Annotated in this window: 22 protein-coding genes; 14 read left to right on the plus strand and 8 right to left on the minus strand. The window is 72.1% G+C overall.

The window, feature by feature from the left end:
* The first annotated feature begins 80 nt into the window (after positions 1-80).
* Entirely contained in the window at positions 81-398 is a 318-nt protein-coding gene (locus ABD297_RS03370; protein WP_344252950.1) for a hypothetical protein, read from the plus strand.
* 18 nt (positions 399-416) lie between these two features.
* Here ABD297_RS03370 and ABD297_RS03375 read toward each other — a convergent pair whose 3' ends face one another.
* From ABD297_RS03375 to ABD297_RS03385, 3 genes are all read right to left on the minus strand, one after another.
* On the minus strand, positions 417-800 hold the full coding sequence (locus ABD297_RS03375) for a hypothetical protein (protein ID WP_344252953.1): 384 nt from the start codon (positions 798-800) through the stop codon (positions 417-419).
* Positions 801-884: 84 nt separating this feature from the next.
* Complete coding sequence (locus tag ABD297_RS03380; RefSeq protein WP_344253116.1) at positions 885-1,337, minus strand: GNAT family N-acetyltransferase; 453 nt, start codon at positions 1,335-1,337, stop codon at positions 885-887.
* 62 nt (positions 1,338-1,399) lie between these two features.
* Positions 1,400-2,791 carry an HNH endonuclease signature motif containing protein gene (locus ABD297_RS03385; RefSeq protein WP_344252954.1) on the minus strand — a complete coding sequence of 464 codons (1,392 nt, stop codon included), beginning with the start codon at positions 2,789-2,791 and terminating at the stop codon, positions 1,400-1,402.
* Positions 2,792-2,925: 134 nt separating this feature from the next.
* On the opposite strand from ABD297_RS03385, the gene ABD297_RS03390 reads away from it, so the two are divergent.
* Positions 2,926-3,273: an META domain-containing protein gene (locus ABD297_RS03390; protein WP_344252956.1), complete on the plus strand. Its 348-nt coding sequence runs from the start codon at positions 2,926-2,928 to the stop codon at positions 3,271-3,273.
* 9 nt (positions 3,274-3,282) lie between these two features.
* On the opposite strand, the gene ABD297_RS03395 is transcribed toward ABD297_RS03390, so the two are convergent.
* Entirely contained in the window at positions 3,283-3,792 is a 510-nt protein-coding gene (locus ABD297_RS03395) for a hypothetical protein (protein WP_344252958.1), read from the minus strand.
* Between ABD297_RS03395 and ABD297_RS03400 the strand changes: the two genes are divergently transcribed.
* The gene (locus tag ABD297_RS03400; protein ID WP_344252960.1) at positions 3,791-3,916 is read left to right on the plus strand and encodes a hypothetical protein; all 126 of its coding nucleotides are present in this window, start codon (positions 3,791-3,793) and stop codon (positions 3,914-3,916) included. The two genes, ABD297_RS03395 and ABD297_RS03400, sit on opposite strands and share 2 nt — an antisense overlap.
* Here the strand turns inward: ABD297_RS03400 and ABD297_RS03405 are convergent.
* Positions 3,913-4,473, minus strand: a complete 561-nt coding sequence (locus ABD297_RS03405; RefSeq protein ID WP_344252962.1) for a TadE/TadG family type IV pilus assembly protein — start codon at positions 4,471-4,473, stop codon at positions 3,913-3,915. The two genes, ABD297_RS03400 and ABD297_RS03405, sit on opposite strands and share 4 nt — an antisense overlap.
* A 227-nt stretch (positions 4,474-4,700) precedes the next feature.
* On the opposite strand from ABD297_RS03405, the gene ABD297_RS03410 reads away from it, so the two are divergent.
* The 3 genes from ABD297_RS03410 (at position 4,701) to ABD297_RS03420 (ending at position 8,411) form a co-directional block, all read left to right on the plus strand.
* The gene (locus tag ABD297_RS03410; protein WP_344252964.1) at positions 4,701-5,204 is read left to right on the plus strand and encodes a DnaJ family domain-containing protein; all 504 of its coding nucleotides are present in this window, start codon (positions 4,701-4,703) and stop codon (positions 5,202-5,204) included.
* Between the two features lie 136 nt (positions 5,205-5,340).
* A complete protein-coding gene (locus ABD297_RS03415) occupies positions 5,341-6,519 on the plus strand; it encodes a helix-turn-helix domain-containing protein (RefSeq protein WP_344252965.1) in 1,179 nt (392 codons plus the stop codon).
* 110 nt (positions 6,520-6,629) lie between these two features.
* On the plus strand, positions 6,630-8,411 hold the full coding sequence (locus ABD297_RS03420) for an NAD(P)/FAD-dependent oxidoreductase (RefSeq protein ID WP_344252967.1): 1,782 nt from the start codon (positions 6,630-6,632) through the stop codon (positions 8,409-8,411).
* Positions 8,412-8,501: 90 nt separating this feature from the next.
* Here ABD297_RS03420 and ABD297_RS03425 read toward each other — a convergent pair whose 3' ends face one another.
* Positions 8,502-9,314 (minus strand): HAD-IIA family hydrolase, encoded by an 813-nt coding sequence (locus tag ABD297_RS03425; RefSeq protein ID WP_344252968.1) that lies wholly within the window; start codon positions 9,312-9,314, stop codon positions 8,502-8,504.
* A 66-nt stretch (positions 9,315-9,380) separates the two neighbouring features.
* On the opposite strand from ABD297_RS03425, the gene ABD297_RS03430 reads away from it, so the two are divergent.
* From ABD297_RS03430 to ABD297_RS03450, 5 genes are all read left to right on the plus strand, one after another.
* Entirely contained in the window at positions 9,381-9,950 is a 570-nt protein-coding gene (locus ABD297_RS03430) for a sugar phosphate isomerase/epimerase family protein (RefSeq protein ID WP_344253118.1), read from the plus strand.
* 45 nt (positions 9,951-9,995) lie between these two features.
* Entirely contained in the window at positions 9,996-10,367 is a 372-nt protein-coding gene (locus ABD297_RS03435) for a VOC family protein (RefSeq protein ID WP_344252970.1), read from the plus strand.
* Between the two features lie 119 nt (positions 10,368-10,486).
* Positions 10,487-10,867, plus strand: coding sequence for a YciI family protein (locus ABD297_RS03440; RefSeq protein ID WP_344252971.1), 381 nt, complete (start codon positions 10,487-10,489; stop codon positions 10,865-10,867).
* 3 nt (positions 10,868-10,870) lie between these two features.
* Positions 10,871-12,118, plus strand: a complete 1,248-nt coding sequence (locus ABD297_RS03445) for an RNA polymerase sigma factor (protein WP_344252973.1) — start codon at positions 10,871-10,873, stop codon at positions 12,116-12,118.
* Positions 12,119-12,309: 191 nt separating this feature from the next.
* Positions 12,310-13,284: an alpha/beta fold hydrolase gene (locus ABD297_RS03450; RefSeq protein WP_344252975.1), complete on the plus strand. Its 975-nt coding sequence runs from the start codon at positions 12,310-12,312 to the stop codon at positions 13,282-13,284.
* Positions 13,285-13,289: 5 nt separating this feature from the next.
* Here ABD297_RS03450 and ABD297_RS03455 read toward each other — a convergent pair whose 3' ends face one another.
* Complete coding sequence (locus tag ABD297_RS03455; protein ID WP_344252977.1) at positions 13,290-13,808, minus strand: flavodoxin family protein; 519 nt, start codon at positions 13,806-13,808, stop codon at positions 13,290-13,292.
* A 142-nt stretch (positions 13,809-13,950) separates the two neighbouring features.
* On the opposite strand from ABD297_RS03455, the gene ABD297_RS03460 reads away from it, so the two are divergent.
* A complete protein-coding gene (locus tag ABD297_RS03460) occupies positions 13,951-14,571 on the plus strand; it encodes a class I SAM-dependent methyltransferase (protein ID WP_344252979.1) in 621 nt (206 codons plus the stop codon).
* Positions 14,572-14,591: 20 nt separating this feature from the next.
* Here ABD297_RS03460 and ABD297_RS03465 read toward each other — a convergent pair whose 3' ends face one another.
* Positions 14,592-14,813 (minus strand): sigma factor-like helix-turn-helix DNA-binding protein, encoded by a 222-nt coding sequence (locus ABD297_RS03465; protein ID WP_344252981.1) that lies wholly within the window; start codon positions 14,811-14,813, stop codon positions 14,592-14,594.
* A 337-nt stretch (positions 14,814-15,150) separates the two neighbouring features.
* Between ABD297_RS03465 and ABD297_RS03470 the strand changes: the two genes are divergently transcribed.
* Complete coding sequence (locus tag ABD297_RS03470; protein ID WP_344252983.1) at positions 15,151-15,549, plus strand: VOC family protein; 399 nt, start codon at positions 15,151-15,153, stop codon at positions 15,547-15,549.
* Between the two features lie 51 nt (positions 15,550-15,600).
* Complete coding sequence (locus ABD297_RS03475; protein WP_344252984.1) at positions 15,601-15,936, plus strand: YnfA family protein; 336 nt, start codon at positions 15,601-15,603, stop codon at positions 15,934-15,936.
* The last annotated feature ends 111 nt before the right edge of the window (positions 15,937-16,047 follow it).

Raw genomic sequence — 16,047 nt, forward strand, 5'->3', positions numbered from 1 at the left:
CCCTGGTCCCGCTCGAGCAGCGGCCCGTCCCGGGTGGGGGCGCCGATGCGCTACCGCGGGTCATGGGCGAAGGTGGGGGTGTGGAGCCACGCAGCGTCAGGCCGTACATCGTCGCCCTCGGCCTGCTCTGGTTCGTCCCGGCCGTGCTCGTCCTCGTGCTTCACCTGGTCCTGCCGAGCTACAACGCCTCGGGCCAGTGCGCCGGCCTCGGCTTCGGCTGCACACCGACGCCCGCCGACGCCGTGCTCTTCCTCGGCTATCTCGCGGCGCTGCCCCTCTTCCTGCTCGGCATGGTGGCGTGCCTCGTCATCGCGGTCGTCCGCGCCCGGCGGGACCGGCGCGCGGCAGCGAGAGACGCGTCCGCCACGTCGTCCGACCCCGAGGCGTCTGAGGGCTGACTCGGCCGGGTCCGCGCGTCACAGGAGCAGCAGCGGGTCGAAGCCCAGGACGGCGCACATCCCCGCCGTGGCGACGACACCGGTGACCACGGCGATCGGCAGGGCAGCCAGCACCGGCGGCCACGCGGCGGCGCGGGTACGCAACGCCAGTCGCGACAGCCCGACCGCACCCAGCACGTTGAGGACGATGCCGAGGGCCAGCGCCAGCTCGTAGCGCCCGACGTCCGGCTCCTCCACCGCTGCGAGGCCGAGCACGCGGGTGAAGCCGTAGACGAGGGCGTGCAGGACGAGCAGCTCGTAGGCCAGGAAGGCCAGACCGACCGTCGTCAGCGCGCTGATGGCCAGGGACCACCACGGCAGGCTGAGTCCCCATCGACCCTGCACCGCCTCCGTCGCGCCCATGCCCGTCATCATCGCGGCGATCCACGGTGGTGCGCGTCCGTATTCGTACTCGACCCACGCCCTGCACCGGACCTCTGCGAGCGGTCAGAGGGGAAGGTCGTAACCGAGGAGCTCAGGGTGGGGAGCGAACGAGCTGCGGCTGCGTTCCCCTGTCGGGCGCCATGCGTGCTTCTCGTAGAAGCGCCGGGCACGCCCGTTGCCGGTGAAGACCCGGAGTCGTGCCCGAGCGACGCCGTGCTCGCGCAGGAGGCCGAGGACGGCGTAGTGCGCGAACGTGGCCAGACCCGTGCCCCAGTGCCCGACGGCGATGCCGAAGTGCAGGAGCTCGTCCCCGCGGGTGGCGACGAACCCGGCGACGACGTCCTCGTGCATCACGACGAAGCAGTCGGTCCCCGGCAGGTCGATCTCGCGGAGCCAGCGGGCGGCGATGGCCTCCCGAGGGAACGGGTGCTGGTCCTGGGCGAAGACGCCGGCCAGCGCACGGACCGCCCCTGGCTCCTGCACCTCGATGACGGCCGGGACGTCCGCGGGTGTCATCTCGCGCACGGCGCGACTCGATGCTCCCCCTGTCACCCGTGGAGTATGACCCCCGGGGGCCGTCAGGTGGGGGTGAAGTCGACGAGGTGCAGGTGCAGTGGTGCGCCGGAAGGGGCGGGGTACTGCCGGCCGAGCCGGGATCGTGGTCTGCGACGGTCTGGTGGTCGGGTCTGGTCCGGCTCGTCGGCCAGGGCCAGACGTGGTGGTCGTCGTGGTGGGCCGATGAGCAGTCCGGTGTCGGTGTGGAAGTCGAGGCCGTCGGGGCGGGCGGGGTCGCCGGCGATGGTGAACTCGCCGCGGTGGTGCCCGTCGTGGTGGAAGGTGCACAGGGCCAGCAGGTTGGTGTCGTCGGTGGGTCCACCGTCACGCCAGTGGACCAGGTGGTGCACCTCGAGATGTCGCGCGGAGGCGCAGCCGGGGAACCGGCAGCCGCGGTCCCGGTCGAGGATGAGGACACGCGAGCGGTGCGGGACCACGCGCTGGGCGCGGCCGACGTTGACCGGGTGTCCCTCGGTCTCCCAGACGGGGGTGAGGGTCCCGTCGCACGTCAGCTGGTCGGCGATGTGCTGGGGCAGGCGGGGTCGGCCGGTCAGCCAGGCGCCGTCGGTGTCGAGGTGGACCTGCACCCGGTAGCGCGTCCTCCGCTCGCCGCCACCGGACTCGCTCGCGCCGGCCGCAGCGAGGGAGCGGTTGGCCATCAGGAGCAGGGCGTCCGCCCAGGTGACCAGCGGGCGCCCACCGTCGGCGGCGCACCGGTCGGGGTGGCCGACGTCGCCGTCCATCTCCTGCTTCGGCGCGTCGGTCACACCGTCGCCCTCGGGGTGGAGGGCGTGGAAGAGGTGGTCCTTGGCCTCGGCGAGGGCGGCCTCGACGAGAGCGCCGACCTCGGCCGGTGCGTCGTAGCGCAACCGGAACCTGCCGTCGGCGTCGAGGCCCATGCTCAGGTGGGCGGGCTGGACCGGCTCCGTCTGCCGGCTTTTCACGTCGCCGTCCTGCTCGTCGGGAAGGACTTCGCCGGGCAGGACGTCGCCCTTCTCGTCCACGCTGTCGGGCTGGAGGGTGAAGTCGTATCGGCTGACCGAGCGCTGGAGCTGGGTCACGGTGGCGTGCTCGGCGAACTCGGCGACGGTCGCGTCGAACTCGGCCGGAGTGTGCCGGGCCACGACGGCGGCCTGATCCAGGCTGATGCGGCCCTCCCGCAGTGCGGCGGCCGTGGCCGGGAGCTCCTCGGCACGACGGCCCACCAGGATCACCGCGGCGGCCTGGGCCCGCGACAGTCCGGCGCGCAGCATCAGCCAGTGCTCCGGTGACCGCAGGCCGGCCGCCTGCCACGAACCGTCGGCGAGAACGGCTGCGACGAAGTCCACGAGCCGGGCATGCGCATCGTGCAGATCGGCGGCCAGGGACGCGACGAGGTCCCAGTCCTGCTCGATCCGGTCTGCGCTCTGGCTCATACCCCTATCGTACACTTGTTCGAATGTGAGATCCAGAGATGTGCACACCAAATCGCTTGCAGCGCAGCACGTTTCGCTGACAACGATTCTCCCACGTCTGCCCGGCCCGGGCCGCACCCGGATAACGTGGGGGCATGGCGGACAACGGGGTCGCAGGCACGTCGTGGGTGGTCGAGGAGCTCGGTGGCGAGGCCGTCGCCCCGCCGCAGCCACAGCTGTCCTTCGGTGACGACGGTCGGGTCTCCGGCAGCACCGGCGTCAACCGCCTCATGGGCCGCTACGAGCTGGCCGACGGGACGCTCGTGGTCCTGGATGTGGCGACGACCCGAATGGCGGGGCCTCCCGAGGCCATGGAGCGGGAGCAGCGCCTGCTCGCCGTGCTCGCCGAGCCGCGGACGCTGGTTATCCAGGGCGACCGGCTCGAGCTCGGTGACCGCGAGACCGGCGCCGTCCTGCGCCGGGCCGACGCCCCCACCGGCTGAGGGTCGGTCTCAGCCGATCATCGACAGGCGCTGCGGACCGCGGTCCGTGCCCGTGTTGGGCACGGCGTCGACCGGGATGACCGGCGACACGAACCACCCCCACAGGCAGTTCTTCTCGCTCCCGCACGACTGGGTCGAGCTGCCGGTCGGGTCGGTCGGCGTGAAGCCGTCGGTGTCGGAGTTGCCCGTGACGTGGAAGCCGGCGAGGTAGAACGCCGACACTCCGTCGATCGTGTACTCGGTGTTGCTCCCTCGGCCGTCGACGCTCGTGAAGATCGGGATGTAGACGATCGTGCCGACGCTCGCCCTGAGGACGGCGCCGCACCCGCTGGGCACGCTCGTGCCCGGCTTGCCCGTCGCCGTGATGGTGCCCTTGTCGCTGAGCAGGTCGACGGAGCAGGTCTTCTTGCCGGTCGAGTCGAGCCAGCCGAAGTTGCCGGGGGAGTACTGACCCGGACCGCTGGAGCCGCACTTCTTGGTGCCGTCGACCTTCTCGTTCTTGGTCTGGAGCAGCACCATGCTGACGTACTTCGCGGCGACCGGCACCCGCGGCAGCGGAGAGGTCGCCGGCACGCCGGAGCCGTCCAACGAGTACGGCGGTGCGGCGGGGAAGTCCTTCCCGTCCGTGGTCGCGTCGTCCTAGGCGCACTGGGACTGGACCACGGGCAGGACCGTGCTCGGGTGTGCGCCGGACCAGCCGACCCGCGAGCAGGCCGAGACCGTCGCGCCGTTCCAGCCCAGCACCTGGGCGAAGAAGGGCTTCAGCACGGTGCCGGTGTCGGCGGAGTTGGTCGAGGTGCGGGTCCGGACCTCGACGTACGGCCCCGCGGCGGCCGGGGCAGGGAGGCAGTCGGTGAGCGCACCGGTCGTGGCCGTGCACCCGGTGAACCTGTCACCGCCGACGAAGGTGCCCACCGCGCAGACGCGCTGGATGCCGCCGAACCCGTCGGCGGCGTTGGCGTTCGCCAGCTGCTTGAGTCCTGGCGTCGCGGGGTCGCACGTGTCGCGGCGGGTCGCGCAGTCCTGGGCCAGCGCGAGCGACGCGGCGTCGGCCCCGTTCTGGAGCTGGCGTCGCTCCCACATCATCGAGCCGACGTCGACGACGAGCGCCAGCATGCCGACGATGACGCCCGTCGAGAGGAGGATCGCGACGAGGGCCGTGACGGCGCCGCGATCCCGTGCAGCCCTGAGGCGCCTCACCCGTCGCCGGGCCGGGCACAGTGTGGGCCCCCGAAACCCATTCATGGATCCCCCGATCCCCATGGATGTCCCCGAGCCCATCTCGGGGCTGCTGCGGACAACCTAGAACATGTCGCTCACCTTCCGGGCAGGCATCGCGCTCTTTCGCGGCATCGACGACGCCAGGTCGCCGGGGTTGCCCGGGATGGTCCGGAATGTCTTGTCCCACATCGGTTAGCGTGAACGTCATGACGGGCCAGCCGTACTGGGAGAGCGCCGTGGAGAAGCAGATCCGCGAGGCGCAGGAGCGTGGCGACTTCGACAACCTGCCGGGCGCCGGCAAGCCCCTGGACCTCAGCGACTCGGGCGACCCCGACTGGTGGGTCAAGCGCTTCGCGGCGCGCGAGAACCTCGACCTGGGCGGTGCGCTGCCGGGCGCCCTCGCCCTGCGCAAGGAGGCGGCGGGCTATCCCGAGTCCCTCGTCGACGTGCGCACCGAGGCGCAGGTGCGCGAGATCATCGAGGACTACAACAAGCGCGTCCTCGCCGACCGGCGCCGGCCCGCCGTCGGCAACCTGCCGCCGCTCATCGCCAAGACGCTCGACGCCGACGAGATGGTCGAGCGCTGGCGGCCGCTGCGGGCCGAGGTGGAGAAGGAGCAGCGACGTGCCCGCGAGGAGCGGGCTGCGGCCCGGGCTGCCGAGCTCGAGGCGCAGGGCTCGTGGTGGCGCCGGCTCCTGGGCCGCTCCTGACACCTCGGCCGACCTGACAGGCCGACCACCCCCTCGACAGGGCCTACCCAAGCCGCCGCCCGCGTGTCACCATCACGGGAAGCCGTGACCCCACGCGTACGACCTCGTCGGGGGGCCACCCGTCGCGAAGGTGCGCATGTCCACAGTCCCCGGTCTCGAGGCGGCACTGACCGCCTTCGAGGACCCTGCCGCCAAGGCCCGGGACCTGCTGCGCCTGCACCGCACGTGGGCGCACACGCACGAGGTGCCGGCCGGTGCCCGCGGTGTCGTGGCCCGGTCGTGGCTGCGGCAGACGCCCGAGGGCGACAAGATCTCGACCCCGATCTCCGACCAGGCCCTGCTGGCCCGCCGTGAGCGCTCGCGCCTGCTCGGCTCGGTCGTGCCGGTCCTCAAGGAGCGCCTCCTGCCGCTCGCGCACGAGGCGGGCAACGAGCTCGTCATCAGCGACGACGAGGGCTACCCGTTGTGGATGTTCGGTCCGTCGCCGATCCGGCGGCGCAGCGACGGCCTCGGCTTCGTCGAGGGCGCCCGCTGGCGTGAGGGCGACGTCGGCACGAACTCGCTCGGCACGGCGATGGAGGAGCGCCGCCCCGTCCAGATCTTCGGTCCCGAGCACGCGCGCGAGGACCAGCACGCGTGGGTGTGCACGAGTGCGCCGATCCTCGACCGCCGGGCGCGCACGCCACTCGGTGTCGTCACGCTGAGCGGCGCCTTCCGCACCGCCCACCCGCACACCCTCATGCTCGTGACCATGGCCGTGCGCGAGGCCGTCGACACCCTCGCCGGCCAGCACGACCGTGACCTGCGCCGGGTCGCCCGCACGAGCGAGTCGTATGCCGGCACGGGCCGTTTCGTCGTCGTCGACCGTCACGGGTGGGTGGCCCGGGCCGAGGGCTACGGCGTCGGCGAGCGGGTCTGGGTGCCGAGCAGCCTGCGCGAGGGGTCCCTGTGGGTGCCGGAGATGGGGCAGGTCCGGGCCGAGCAGATCAGCGGCGGCTGGGTGCTGCGCGAGGAGGCCAGTGCAGAGGCCACCCTCGAGGTGGTGCGGCACCCGAGTCCCAGGGTCCTCGTCACGACGGGCGGCTCCGTCGTCGAGATCGCCCTCAGCGAGCGCCACGCCGAGATCGTCGCCCTGCTGGCACAGCACCCGGCCGGGCTCGACACCGCTGCCCTCATGGCCCACCTCGAGGGGGCGACGACCCCCGTGACGATCCGAGCCGAGATGTCGCGCCTGCGCAAGCGCCTCGGTGGCCTCGTCGAGAGCCGGCCCTACCGGCTCACGGCGCGCGCGACGGTGCGCCCCGACGCGACCTGAGCACCCGGCATACGCCCTCGGTCGGCGTGCAACGTTCTGCAACCCTGTCCGCGCGACCGCGCCACACCTAGCGTCAGCCCAACCCCACCACGTGGACAAAGGAGTTGGCGATGGGTGAGCAGCTGACCGCGAGCGAGTGGCTCGGACGGTTCTCCGAGGCGCTGGCCTCCGGCGAGGTCGACCGGGTGACCGGTCTCTTCGGCGACGAGTGCTACTGGCGCGACCTGACGAGCATGACGTGGAACCTCCACACGGCCGAGGGTCGCGAGCAGGTCGGCGACATGCTGACCGGCGTCGAGCCGGGCGCGTGGCCGACCGACATCGAGCCGACGAGCGAGTCCGAGGCCGACGGCGTGCACGAAGCCTGGTTCACCTTCGGCAACGACACCTTCACCGGCAAGGGGCTCGTCCGCGTCCGGGACGGCAGGGCCTGGACCCTGCTGACGAGCGCGCAGGCGCTCAAGGACCACCCGGAGCCCTCCGGCGCGCGCCGTCCCCGCGGCACCGAGCACGGCGTCAACGTCTCGACCGAGAACTGGCTCGACAAGCGGCAGCAGCAGGTCGAGTCCTACGGCGTCGACGCCGAGCCCTACGTCCTCGTCGTCGGGGGCGGCCAGGGCGGCATCGGCCTCGCGGCCCGCCTGGGGCGGCTCGGCGTGCCGACGCTCGTCATCGACAGGTACCCCCGGCCCGGCGACCAGTGGCGCAGCCGCTACCACTCGCTCTGCCTGCACGACCCGGTCTGGTACGACCACATGCCCTACCTGCCCTTCCCCGACCACTGGCCCGTCTTCACCCCCAAGGACAAGATGGGCGACTGGCTCGAGAGCTACACGAAGGTCATGGAGCTCGACTACTGGAGCAGCACCGAGGCGACGTCGGCGAGCTTCGACCCAGAGGCCGGCGCCTGGACGGTGCACGCAACGCGCGAGGGCCGCGCGGTCGTGCTCCACCCGGCGCAGCTCGTCCTCGCCACCGGCATGAGTGGGATCCCCAACGTGCCCACCCTGCCCGGGCAGGACGTCTTCTCCGGCGACCAGCACCACAGCAGCAAGCACCCCGGCGGCGCGCGCTACGCCGGCAAGAAGGTCGTCGTCATCGGCTCGAACAACTCGGCCCACGACATCTGTGCCGACCTGTGGCAGAACGGCGCCGAGCCGATCATGCTCCAGCGGTCGAGCACCCACATCGTCAAGTCCGACTCCCTCATGGACAAGGTGCTCGGCCCGCTCTACTCCGAGGAGGCCGTCGCGGCCGGGATCGACCACGACACAGCCGATCTCGTCTTCGCCTCCATTCCGTACAAGATCCTCGCCGACTTCCAGCGACCGGCCTTCGACGCGATCCGCGAGCAGGACAAGGACTTCTACGCAGCCCTCGAGTCGGCCGGCTTCGACCTCGACTTCGGCGACGACGACTCGGGGCTCTTCCTCAAGTACCTGCGGCGCGGCTCCGGCTACTACATCGACATCGGTGCATCCGAGCTCATCGCCAAGGGCGCGATCTGCCTGGTACGCGGGCAGGTCGACCACCTGGCGGAGCACTCCGTCGTCCTCACCGACGGCACGGAGATCGAGGCCGACGCCGTCGTCTACGCCACCGGCTACGGCTCGATGAACGGCTGGGCGGCCAAGCTCATCAGCCAGGACGTCGCCGACGCCGTCGGCAAGTGCTGGGGACTGGGCTCCGAGACGACGAAGGACCCGGGGCCCTGGGAGGGGGAGCTGCGCAACATGTGGAAGCCGACCCGCCAGGACAACCTGTGGTTCCACGGCGGCAACCTGCACCAGTCGCGCCACTACTCGCGCTGCCTCGCGCTGCAGCTCAAGGCCCGCCTCGAGGGCATCCCGACCCCGGTCTACGCCCTCGCCGAGACCCACCACCTCGCCTGAGGACACCACCCGGGCGTATGCCGTCACGACCGTCACCGACGGGCGTGACGGCATACGTCATCGGGAGTGGACGACGAGCGGCCTTGCGGCTCAGCCGCGCTCGGGCTGTGGCCGGTCCTCGTCGGTGACGAACTGCACGAGGTCGGCGACCGAGTCCACGATACGGCTCGGGCGGTAGGGGAAGTGCTCGATCTGGGCGCGGCTCGTTGAGCCGGTGAGCACGAGCACGGTGCGCAGGCCGGCCTCGAGACCGCTGATGATGTCGGTGTCCATGCGGTCGCCGATCATGATCGTCGTCTCCGAGTGTGCGTCGAGGCGGTTGAGGGCGCTGCGCATCATCAGCGGGTTGGGCTTGCCGATGTAGTACGGCTGGCGTCCCGTCGCCGTCGAGATCAGCGCCGCGACCGACCCGGTGGCCGGCAGCGTGCCGGCGGGGCTCGGTCCGCTGGGGTCGGGGTTGGTGGCGATGAAGCGGGCGCCCTTCTCGATGAGGCGGATCGCGCGGGTGATCGCCTCGAAGGAGTAGGTGCGGGTCTCGCCGAGCACGACGTAGTCGGGGTCGCGGTCGGTCATGACGTAGCCGACGTCGTGCATCGCCGTGGTCAGCCCGGCCTCGCCGACGACGTAGGCCGAGCCGCCCGGGCGCTGCTCGGCCAGGAACTGGGCCGTGGCGAGCGCGGAGGTCCAGATCGCCCGCTCCGGGACGTCGATGCCGCTCATGAGCAGGCGGGCACGCAGGTCGCGGGGCGTGAAGATCGAGTTGTTGGTCAGGACGAGGAAGGATCTGCCCGACTGCTCGAGCGCCGTGATGAACTCGGCGGCTCCGGGGATCGCGTCCTCCTCGTGCACGAGGACGCCGTCCATGTCGGTGAGCCAGGTCTCGACGGGCCGGTGATCGGTCATGAACCCATTGTGGTGGCAGAGCAAGTTCGGCGCGCGTCCCGCCTGGACTGACGAGCGAAGCGAGCGCTGCCAGCCAGCCAAGGAGGGAAGGCGGGACGCAACGGAGCGCCGGACACGCGAGCGAAGCGAGCCAACAGCTTCGTCGTGCGGTTCGCGCACGAGGTCCACCCGAGCGAGATCGCCTACGACTACTGGAGCACCGTCGCGACGCTCGAGGCGATCGGCCACCGTGAGGCCTTCGGCCTCAACTGGGACCCGAGCCACATGGTCTGGCAGGACCTCGACCCCGCGGCATTCATCTGGGACTTCAAGGACCGGATCTACCACGTCGACTGCAAGGACACCCGCAAGCGGATCGGCAACGGCCGCAACGGTCGTCTCGGCTCGCACCTGCCGTGGGGCGACCCGCGTCGCGGCTGGGACTTCGTCTCGACCGGCCACGGCGACGTGCCGTGGGAGGACTGCTTCCGCACCCTCAACGCCATCGGCTACGACGGCCCGATCAGCATCGAGTGGGAGGACGCCGGCATGGACCGTCTCGTCGGCGCGCCAGGTGCCCTCGAGTTCGTCCGGGCCCTCAACTTCGACAAGCCCGACGCGGCCTTCGACGCCGCCTTCAGCAGCTCGAAGGACTGACGCCTCCCGGCCGACGAGGTGCCCCGACGGGTCTACCGTCGGGGCATGGGACTCGTCCAGATCGCCCAGCACGCCGAGGACCTCGGCCGGGCCACCGCGTTCTACCGTGACCTGCTCGGCGCCGAGCCTCTCGCGACCTACGACCCGCCGGGCCTCGTCTTCTTCGACGTCGGCGGCGTGCGGCTGCTGCTCGACCGCGGGGCGCCGAGCGCCCTGCACTACCTCGGTGTCGACGACCTCGACGCCACCGTGGAGCGGCTGCGCGCCGCCGGTGTCGAGGTGCGCAGCGAGCCGCACGTCATCTTCGGTCACGACGACGACACCCTCGGGCCGGCCGGCGCCGACGAGTGGATGGCCTTCGTCGTCGACTCCGAAGGCAACCTCGTCGGCCTCGTCGAGCAGCGGCCCCGGGCATGAGCGCGCAGATCGGTCCGTCGCGATGTCGATCCGGAGCCTCGGCGTTCGTGTAGACGGTGAAGGGTGCGCGGACGGTGCACCCCCGACCAGCCGGTGACCGCCGGCAGGAGGAGACCACCATGAAGACCTACCTCATCTCCCTGTTCTCGCCCGACGGGCCGCCGCCGGCAGAGGCCGACCTCGGCCGCATCATGGCCGACCTCGAGGTCGTCAACGACGAGATCCGTGCCGCCGGCAGCTGGGTGTTCGCGGGCGGGCTCGGCGACCAGTCCAGTGCGACGACGATCCGCAAGAGCGACCCCGTCGCCGACGCCGTGCTCACCGACGGCCCCTTCGTCGAGGCGAAGGAACACCTCGGAGGCTTCTCCGTCGTGCGGTCCGACGACTACGACCGCGTCCTCGGCTGGGCCGAGCGGATCGCGGGGGCCACCGGTCTCCCCGTCGAGGTGCGGCCCTTCGTCGACCAGGACGACCCGGGCCAGGTCCCGACCGACCACTGACCGATGACCGTCACGAGTGCGGACATCGCGCGCGTCTTCCGGGCCGAGCACGGGCGCGCGGTGTCCGTGCTCATCCGGGCGCTCGGCGACATCGACCTCGCCGAGGACGCCGTGCAGGACGCCTTCACCGTGGCCGTCGAGCGGTGGACCCGAGACGGTATGCCGCCCAGCCCGGCGGGTTGGATCATCACGACCGCCCGCCGCCGGGCCATCGACCGCCTCCGTCGCGAGTCCACCCGGGAGGCGCGCCAAGCCGAGTCGATCGCGCTGCACGCGGCCGACGCTGCCGACGGTCGGGACGAGGAGGGTCCGGTGAAGGACGAACGCCTGCGGCTGGTCTTCACCTGCTGCCACCCCGCACTCTCCCGCGAGGCGCAGGTGGCCCTCACGCTGCGACTGCTCGGCGGCCTCACCACGGCCGAGATCGCCCACGCCTACCTCGTGCCGGAGGCGACGATGGCGCAGCGGATCGTGCGGGCCAAGAGCAAGATCCGCACGGCCGGCATCCCCTACCGGGTCCCGCGCGACGAGGACCTGCCGGCCCGGCTGTCGTCCGTGCTGGCGGTGCTCTACCTCGTCTTCACCGAGGGCCACACGGCCTCCAGCGGCGATGACCTCGACCGCCCCGACCTCGCGGCCGAGGCGATCCGGCTCACCCGGCAGCTCGTCGAGGTGATGCCCGACGAGCCGGAGGCGCTCGGGCTGCTCGCCCTGATGCTGCTCACCGAGGCCCGTCGCCCCGCCCGCACCGACGAGGTCGGGGACCTCGTGCTGCTCCCGGACCAGGACCGGTCGCGGTGGGACTCAGACCTGGTGGCGGAGGGGCATGATCTGGTCCGGAAGTGCTTGCGGCGCAATGCCCCCGGGCCCTACCAGCTGCAGGCCGCCATCAACGCCGTGCACACCGAGGCGACGGACGCCGCCGGCACCGACTGGTCCCAGGTCGTCGCGCTCTACGACCACCTGCTGCGCCTACGGCCGACCGACGTCGTCCGGCTCAACCGGGCCGTCGCCGTCGCGGAGCTCGACGGTCCCCACGTGGCACTGCGCCTGCTCGACGGCCTCGAGCTCACGGCATACGCCCCCTTCCACGTGGTGCGGGCGGAGCTGCTCGACCGGATGGGACGACGGGCCGAGTCCGCGGCCGCGTGGGAGCGCGCGGCGCAGCTGACCGACAACGCAGCGCAGGCGCGGCACCTTCGGGCCCGGGCGCAGTCGGCCTCGGCAGATCCGCGTCGCGAGCAGGCGTGAAGTGAGCCTCGAAGCCGATCGCGACGAGCACCGGCGGCTGCTGGCGGAGCTGAAGGACAGCTGACCGCCTGCGGACCCGGGGCTGACCCGCCGAGCCGGCCGTCCCGGGGACGGCGACTCCAGGATCGCTGTCGGTCTCGTCACGTGACGAGACGCCGGACGCTCCAAGTGACCGGCGGTAACCTGCGTCCATGACGTCGCTGCCGTCCACCAAGCCCGTCGACCTCGCCTCCCCGTGGGGCGGCACCGACCGCACCGTCGACCTCGACGGTCCCGTGCACTGGGTCGACTTCGGCGGCCCCGAGAGCTCGACGCAGCCGCCGGTCGTCCTCGTCCACGGCCTCGGTGGGTCGCACCTGAACTGGGTCGGCATCGCGCCGGTACTGGCCGAGCACCGTCGCGTCGTCGCGCTCGACCTGCCCGGTTTCGGGCTCACCCCGGCTCTCGGCCGCGACACGAGCGTCAACCACAACGCCGCACTGCTCAGCCGCTTCGTCCACGAGGTCGTCGGCGAGCCCGTGGTCCTCGTCGGCAACTCCATGGGCGGCATGGTGAGCCTGCTGCTCGCCGACCGCCGCCCCGAGCAGGTGGTCGGCCTGGCCCTCGTCGACCCGGCCCTGCCCAACCCCGGCGCCCGCCCCGACCCGCAGGTCGCCGCCACCTTCGCGTTGTATGCCGTGCCGCGGGTCGGCGAGCTGGTGCTGACCCGCTACAACACCCGCTTCAGCGACCGCCAGCGCGTGCTCGGCACCGTCGCGCTGTGCTTCGCCGACCCGTCTCGGGCCGACGAGGACGTCGTGGCTGCCGGCATCGAGCTCACGGCCTGGCGCAGGTCCCTGCCCGACCCCGAGGCCGAGTTCCTCGGTGCCGCTCGCTCACTGCTGCGGGTGCTGCGCGGCCGCCGGGAGTACGACCGGATCATGCGCGACCTTCGCGTACCCGTGCTGCTCATCCACGGCACTCAGGACCGGCTGGTTCCCATCTCGGCCGCGCGCCGGGCGGCACGGCTCAACCCGACGTGGCGCACGGCATACCTCGACGGGATGGGGCACACACCCCAGCTCGAGGCGCCCGAGGACGTGCTCGGACACCTCGAGCCGTGGCTCGAGTCGCTCGGCCGCGCCGATGCGGAGGACTCGGCCAACTCGGCCGATTCCGCCGACTGAGGTCGTCAGGCGACGCCGTGCGAGACGCGGGTCGCCAGCGTCACGCCCCACTGCCGGGCGCGCTCGAGCTCCCCCTCGACGACGGGGCCGGCAACGTCCTTGACCCAGAAGGTCTCCCCGCGCTCGGCGCCGTCGAATCCACGGTGCCGCAAGGCTTTTGCGGCCGAACTCGCGGCCGAGCCGGGCAGCATCTTGACGTGCACGCGGGTGTCGAACGTGACGACCGGAAGCCCGTGCCGCGGCGTCACCTCGTCGATCCACTCGCGGACCCCCTCACGAGCAGCCGTGGCCCCCTTCGAGATCGCGTCGTGCCGTGTCTGCGGCCGCGTCATGCTGAAGCCGTGCGTGGGTCCACCGACGAGCAGCAGGTCGACGTCGTCGGCGATGGTGGTGGGGGCGTCGTCGACGTGGACGACCCGGACATCTCCGCCGTGCGCCGTGCCCTCGCGCATGCCGTCGGCGATGGCCGACGCGACCTGGCGGGTGTTGCCGAACATGGACTCGTGGACGATGAGGACGTTCATCATGCCTACCTTTCCGCCATCCACGCTACGCGGGGTCCGAGCGGTCGTGGACAGATCGTGACGCACGAGACCTGCCACGACACAATGGGATTCGGTCCGTTCCCCGACGGTCCGCCAGCACCCCGAGACGAGGAGAGCCACCGTGGACGCGAGCGCCTGGGACGAGAGGTATGCCGCGCGCGACCTCGTGTGGTCGGTCGAGCCGAACCGCTTCGTCGCCGAGATCATCGGCCCGCTCGCTCCGGGCCATGCCATCGACGTCGCGGCCGGTGAGGGGCGCAACGCCATCTGGATGGTCGAGCAGGGCTGGACCGTCGTCGCCGCGGACTACTCGCCGGTCGCCGTCGAGCGCATGGGCTCGACGGCCGCCGACCGGCTGGGCGACGACTCGGGCCATCTCACCGCGCTCGTCGCGGACGCCACGCAGGAGGCGCCCGGTGGCCGGGGCGCCTACGACCTGGCGCTGCTCTGCTACCTCCAGCTCCCGGCGGAGGAGTGGCGGCAGGCGTTGCGGGCCGCGGTCGAGGCGGTGCGTCCCGGCGGCCGGGTCGTCGTCATCGGCCACGCCGGTCGCAACCTCGCCGAGGGGTGGGGCGGCCCGAGCGACCGGGCCGTGCTCTACGACCCCGAGGAGGTGCTCGAGCGGGCCGAGGGCCTGCCGGTCACCGTGGAGCAGTCGGGCATCCGGGAGCGTCCCGTCGACACCGACGAGGGCGAGCGGGTCGCGCTCGACACCGTGGTCGTGCTGCGTCGCGAAGGCTGAGGGCCCCGCTGGGCCCCGGGTCAGCGGCGGCCGTACTTCTTGTGCACGGCCTGCCGGCTGACCCCGAGCTGTTCGGCGATCTCGGCCCACGCCAACCCCTGGACGCGGGCGCGACGCACGACGGCGGCCTCGGTGCGGTCGGCCGTGCGCCGCAGCTCCCGCGCCGCGGCGAGGGCGGCACGCGGGTCGTCGTCCCCTGTGGCCCGAGCCAGCTTCAGCATGTCGTCGACCTCCCCGGTCATCGCGGCACCTCTCCCGATGTCAACCCCTGTTGACACGGTATGCCGGTCGGTGACCGTCGTCAACCATCGTTGACAGGCTGACGCAGGGTCTCGAGGGCAGCAGGCCCGTCAGTGCGACGGGAGGACGCGCGCGATGCCGGCGCGGACCTCGCGCTCGAGGGCGCGGTCGACGGTGACCCCCCCTGACCGCCGGGTGGCCGGGGATGGCGTCCACGCCCGCAGCGACCCAGTCGGCCATCGCCCGATGGTCGCAAGGCGACCGCACGGGTGCAAGCGTCGGCGACCGTGCAGGCGGAAAGCGCTGGCCCAGCCTGCCGGTGCTCTGGAGGATGGCCACATGGCCCTCGAGCTCTCGCACACGACCGTCAACGCCCTCGACGCCCACGCCCAGTCGGTCTGGTGGGCCGACCTCCTCGGCTACCACGAGGACCCGGCCGACCCGAACCTGCCGGGCCACGAGGAGTGCATGATCTTCTCTCCCGACGAGTCCCACCGACTGCTCTTCATCGAGGTCGAGGACGCCAAGCGGCTGCGCAACCGGATCCACCTGGACCTGCGCCCCACTGACCGCCCCCGTGACGACGAGGTCGAGCGCGTGTCGGGCCTCGGCGCCACCGTGGTCCAGGACTGCCGCACCGGGGACGGTCGCGGCTGGGTCGTCATGGCCGACCCGGAGGGCAACGAGTTCTGCATCCTGCGCAGCGACGAGGAGCGGCGCGCCGCCGGCGACCTCTGAGGCGTCGGCGCGGTCTCCCCGAGGCGATGCCGGCCGGTGCGACGATGGGGCGTGACCGTCGCCCGCTCCATCGTGCTCTTCGTGCTCGCCGCCGTCGCCGAGATCGGTGGGGCCTGGCTCATCTGGCAGGGGGTGCGTGAGCACCGCGGCTGGGTCTGGGCCGGCGCGGGCGTCGTGGCCCTCGGCCTCTACGGCTTCGTGGCGACCCTGCAGCCCGACGCGAGCTTCGGGCGCATCCTCGCGGCCTACGGAGGTGTCTTCGTCGCCGGTTCGCTGCTGTGGGGGATGGCCGTCGACGGCTTCCGGCCCGACCGGTGGGACGTCGCCGGTGCGGTCGTGTGCCTCGTCGGGGTCGGCCTCATCATGTACGCCCCCCGCTCGGGCTGAGCGGGACCGAGCCGGGCCGCTCGACCCGCGTGACGGCATACGGCCCGTCCTCCGGCCCGTCGCACGGCACGTCATGCTCACGTGATACGGCAGGGGGTATCATGGAGACTT

The sequence above is a fragment of the Terrabacter carboxydivorans genome, from assembly GCF_039532035.1.
Lineage (GTDB): Bacteria > Actinomycetota > Actinomycetes > Actinomycetales > Dermatophilaceae > Terrabacter > Terrabacter carboxydivorans.

Bases quoted from the DNA above. Each gene is read 5' to 3' on its own strand.
- ABD297_RS03390 (WP_344252956.1), top strand. From the start codon at position 2,926: ATGGCGGACAACGGGGTCGCAGGCACGTCGTGGGTGGTCGAGGAGCTC.
- ABD297_RS03395 (WP_344252958.1), bottom strand. From the start codon at position 3,792: ATGGTGCTGCTCCAGACCAAGAACGAGAAGGTCGACGGCACCAAGAAG.
- ABD297_RS03420 (WP_344252967.1), top strand. From the start codon at position 6,630: ATGGGTGAGCAGCTGACCGCGAGCGAGTGGCTCGGACGGTTCTCCGAG.
- ABD297_RS03445 (WP_344252973.1), top strand. From the start codon at position 10,871: ATGACCGTCACGAGTGCGGACATCGCGCGCGTCTTCCGGGCCGAGCAC.
- ABD297_RS03455 (WP_344252977.1), bottom strand. From the start codon at position 13,808: ATGAACGTCCTCATCGTCCACGAGTCCATGTTCGGCAACACCCGCCAG.
- ABD297_RS03400 (WP_344252960.1), top strand. From the start codon at position 3,791: ATGCTGACGTACTTCGCGGCGACCGGCACCCGCGGCAGCGGAGAGGTC.
- ABD297_RS03375 (WP_344252953.1), bottom strand. From the start codon at position 800: ATGGGCGCGACGGAGGCGGTGCAGGGTCGATGGGGACTCAGCCTGCCG.
- ABD297_RS03450 (WP_344252975.1), top strand. From the start codon at position 12,310: ATGACGTCGCTGCCGTCCACCAAGCCCGTCGACCTCGCCTCCCCGTGG.
- ABD297_RS03380 (WP_344253116.1), bottom strand. From the start codon at position 1,337: ATGACACCCGCGGACGTCCCGGCCGTCATCGAGGTGCAGGAGCCAGGG.
- ABD297_RS03425 (WP_344252968.1), bottom strand. From the start codon at position 9,314: ATGACCGATCACCGGCCCGTCGAGACCTGGCTCACCGACATGGACGGC.
- ABD297_RS03385 (WP_344252954.1), bottom strand. From the start codon at position 2,791: ATGAGCCAGAGCGCAGACCGGATCGAGCAGGACTGGGACCTCGTCGCG.
- ABD297_RS03465 (WP_344252981.1), bottom strand. From the start codon at position 14,813: ATGACCGGGGAGGTCGACGACATGCTGAAGCTGGCTCGGGCCACAGGG.
- ABD297_RS03435 (WP_344252970.1), top strand. From the start codon at position 9,996: ATGGGACTCGTCCAGATCGCCCAGCACGCCGAGGACCTCGGCCGGGCC.
- ABD297_RS03415 (WP_344252965.1), top strand. From the start codon at position 5,341: ATGTCCACAGTCCCCGGTCTCGAGGCGGCACTGACCGCCTTCGAGGAC.
- ABD297_RS03470 (WP_344252983.1), top strand. From the start codon at position 15,151: ATGGCCCTCGAGCTCTCGCACACGACCGTCAACGCCCTCGACGCCCAC.
- ABD297_RS03410 (WP_344252964.1), top strand. From the start codon at position 4,701: ATGACGGGCCAGCCGTACTGGGAGAGCGCCGTGGAGAAGCAGATCCGC.
- ABD297_RS03440 (WP_344252971.1), top strand. From the start codon at position 10,487: ATGAAGACCTACCTCATCTCCCTGTTCTCGCCCGACGGGCCGCCGCCG.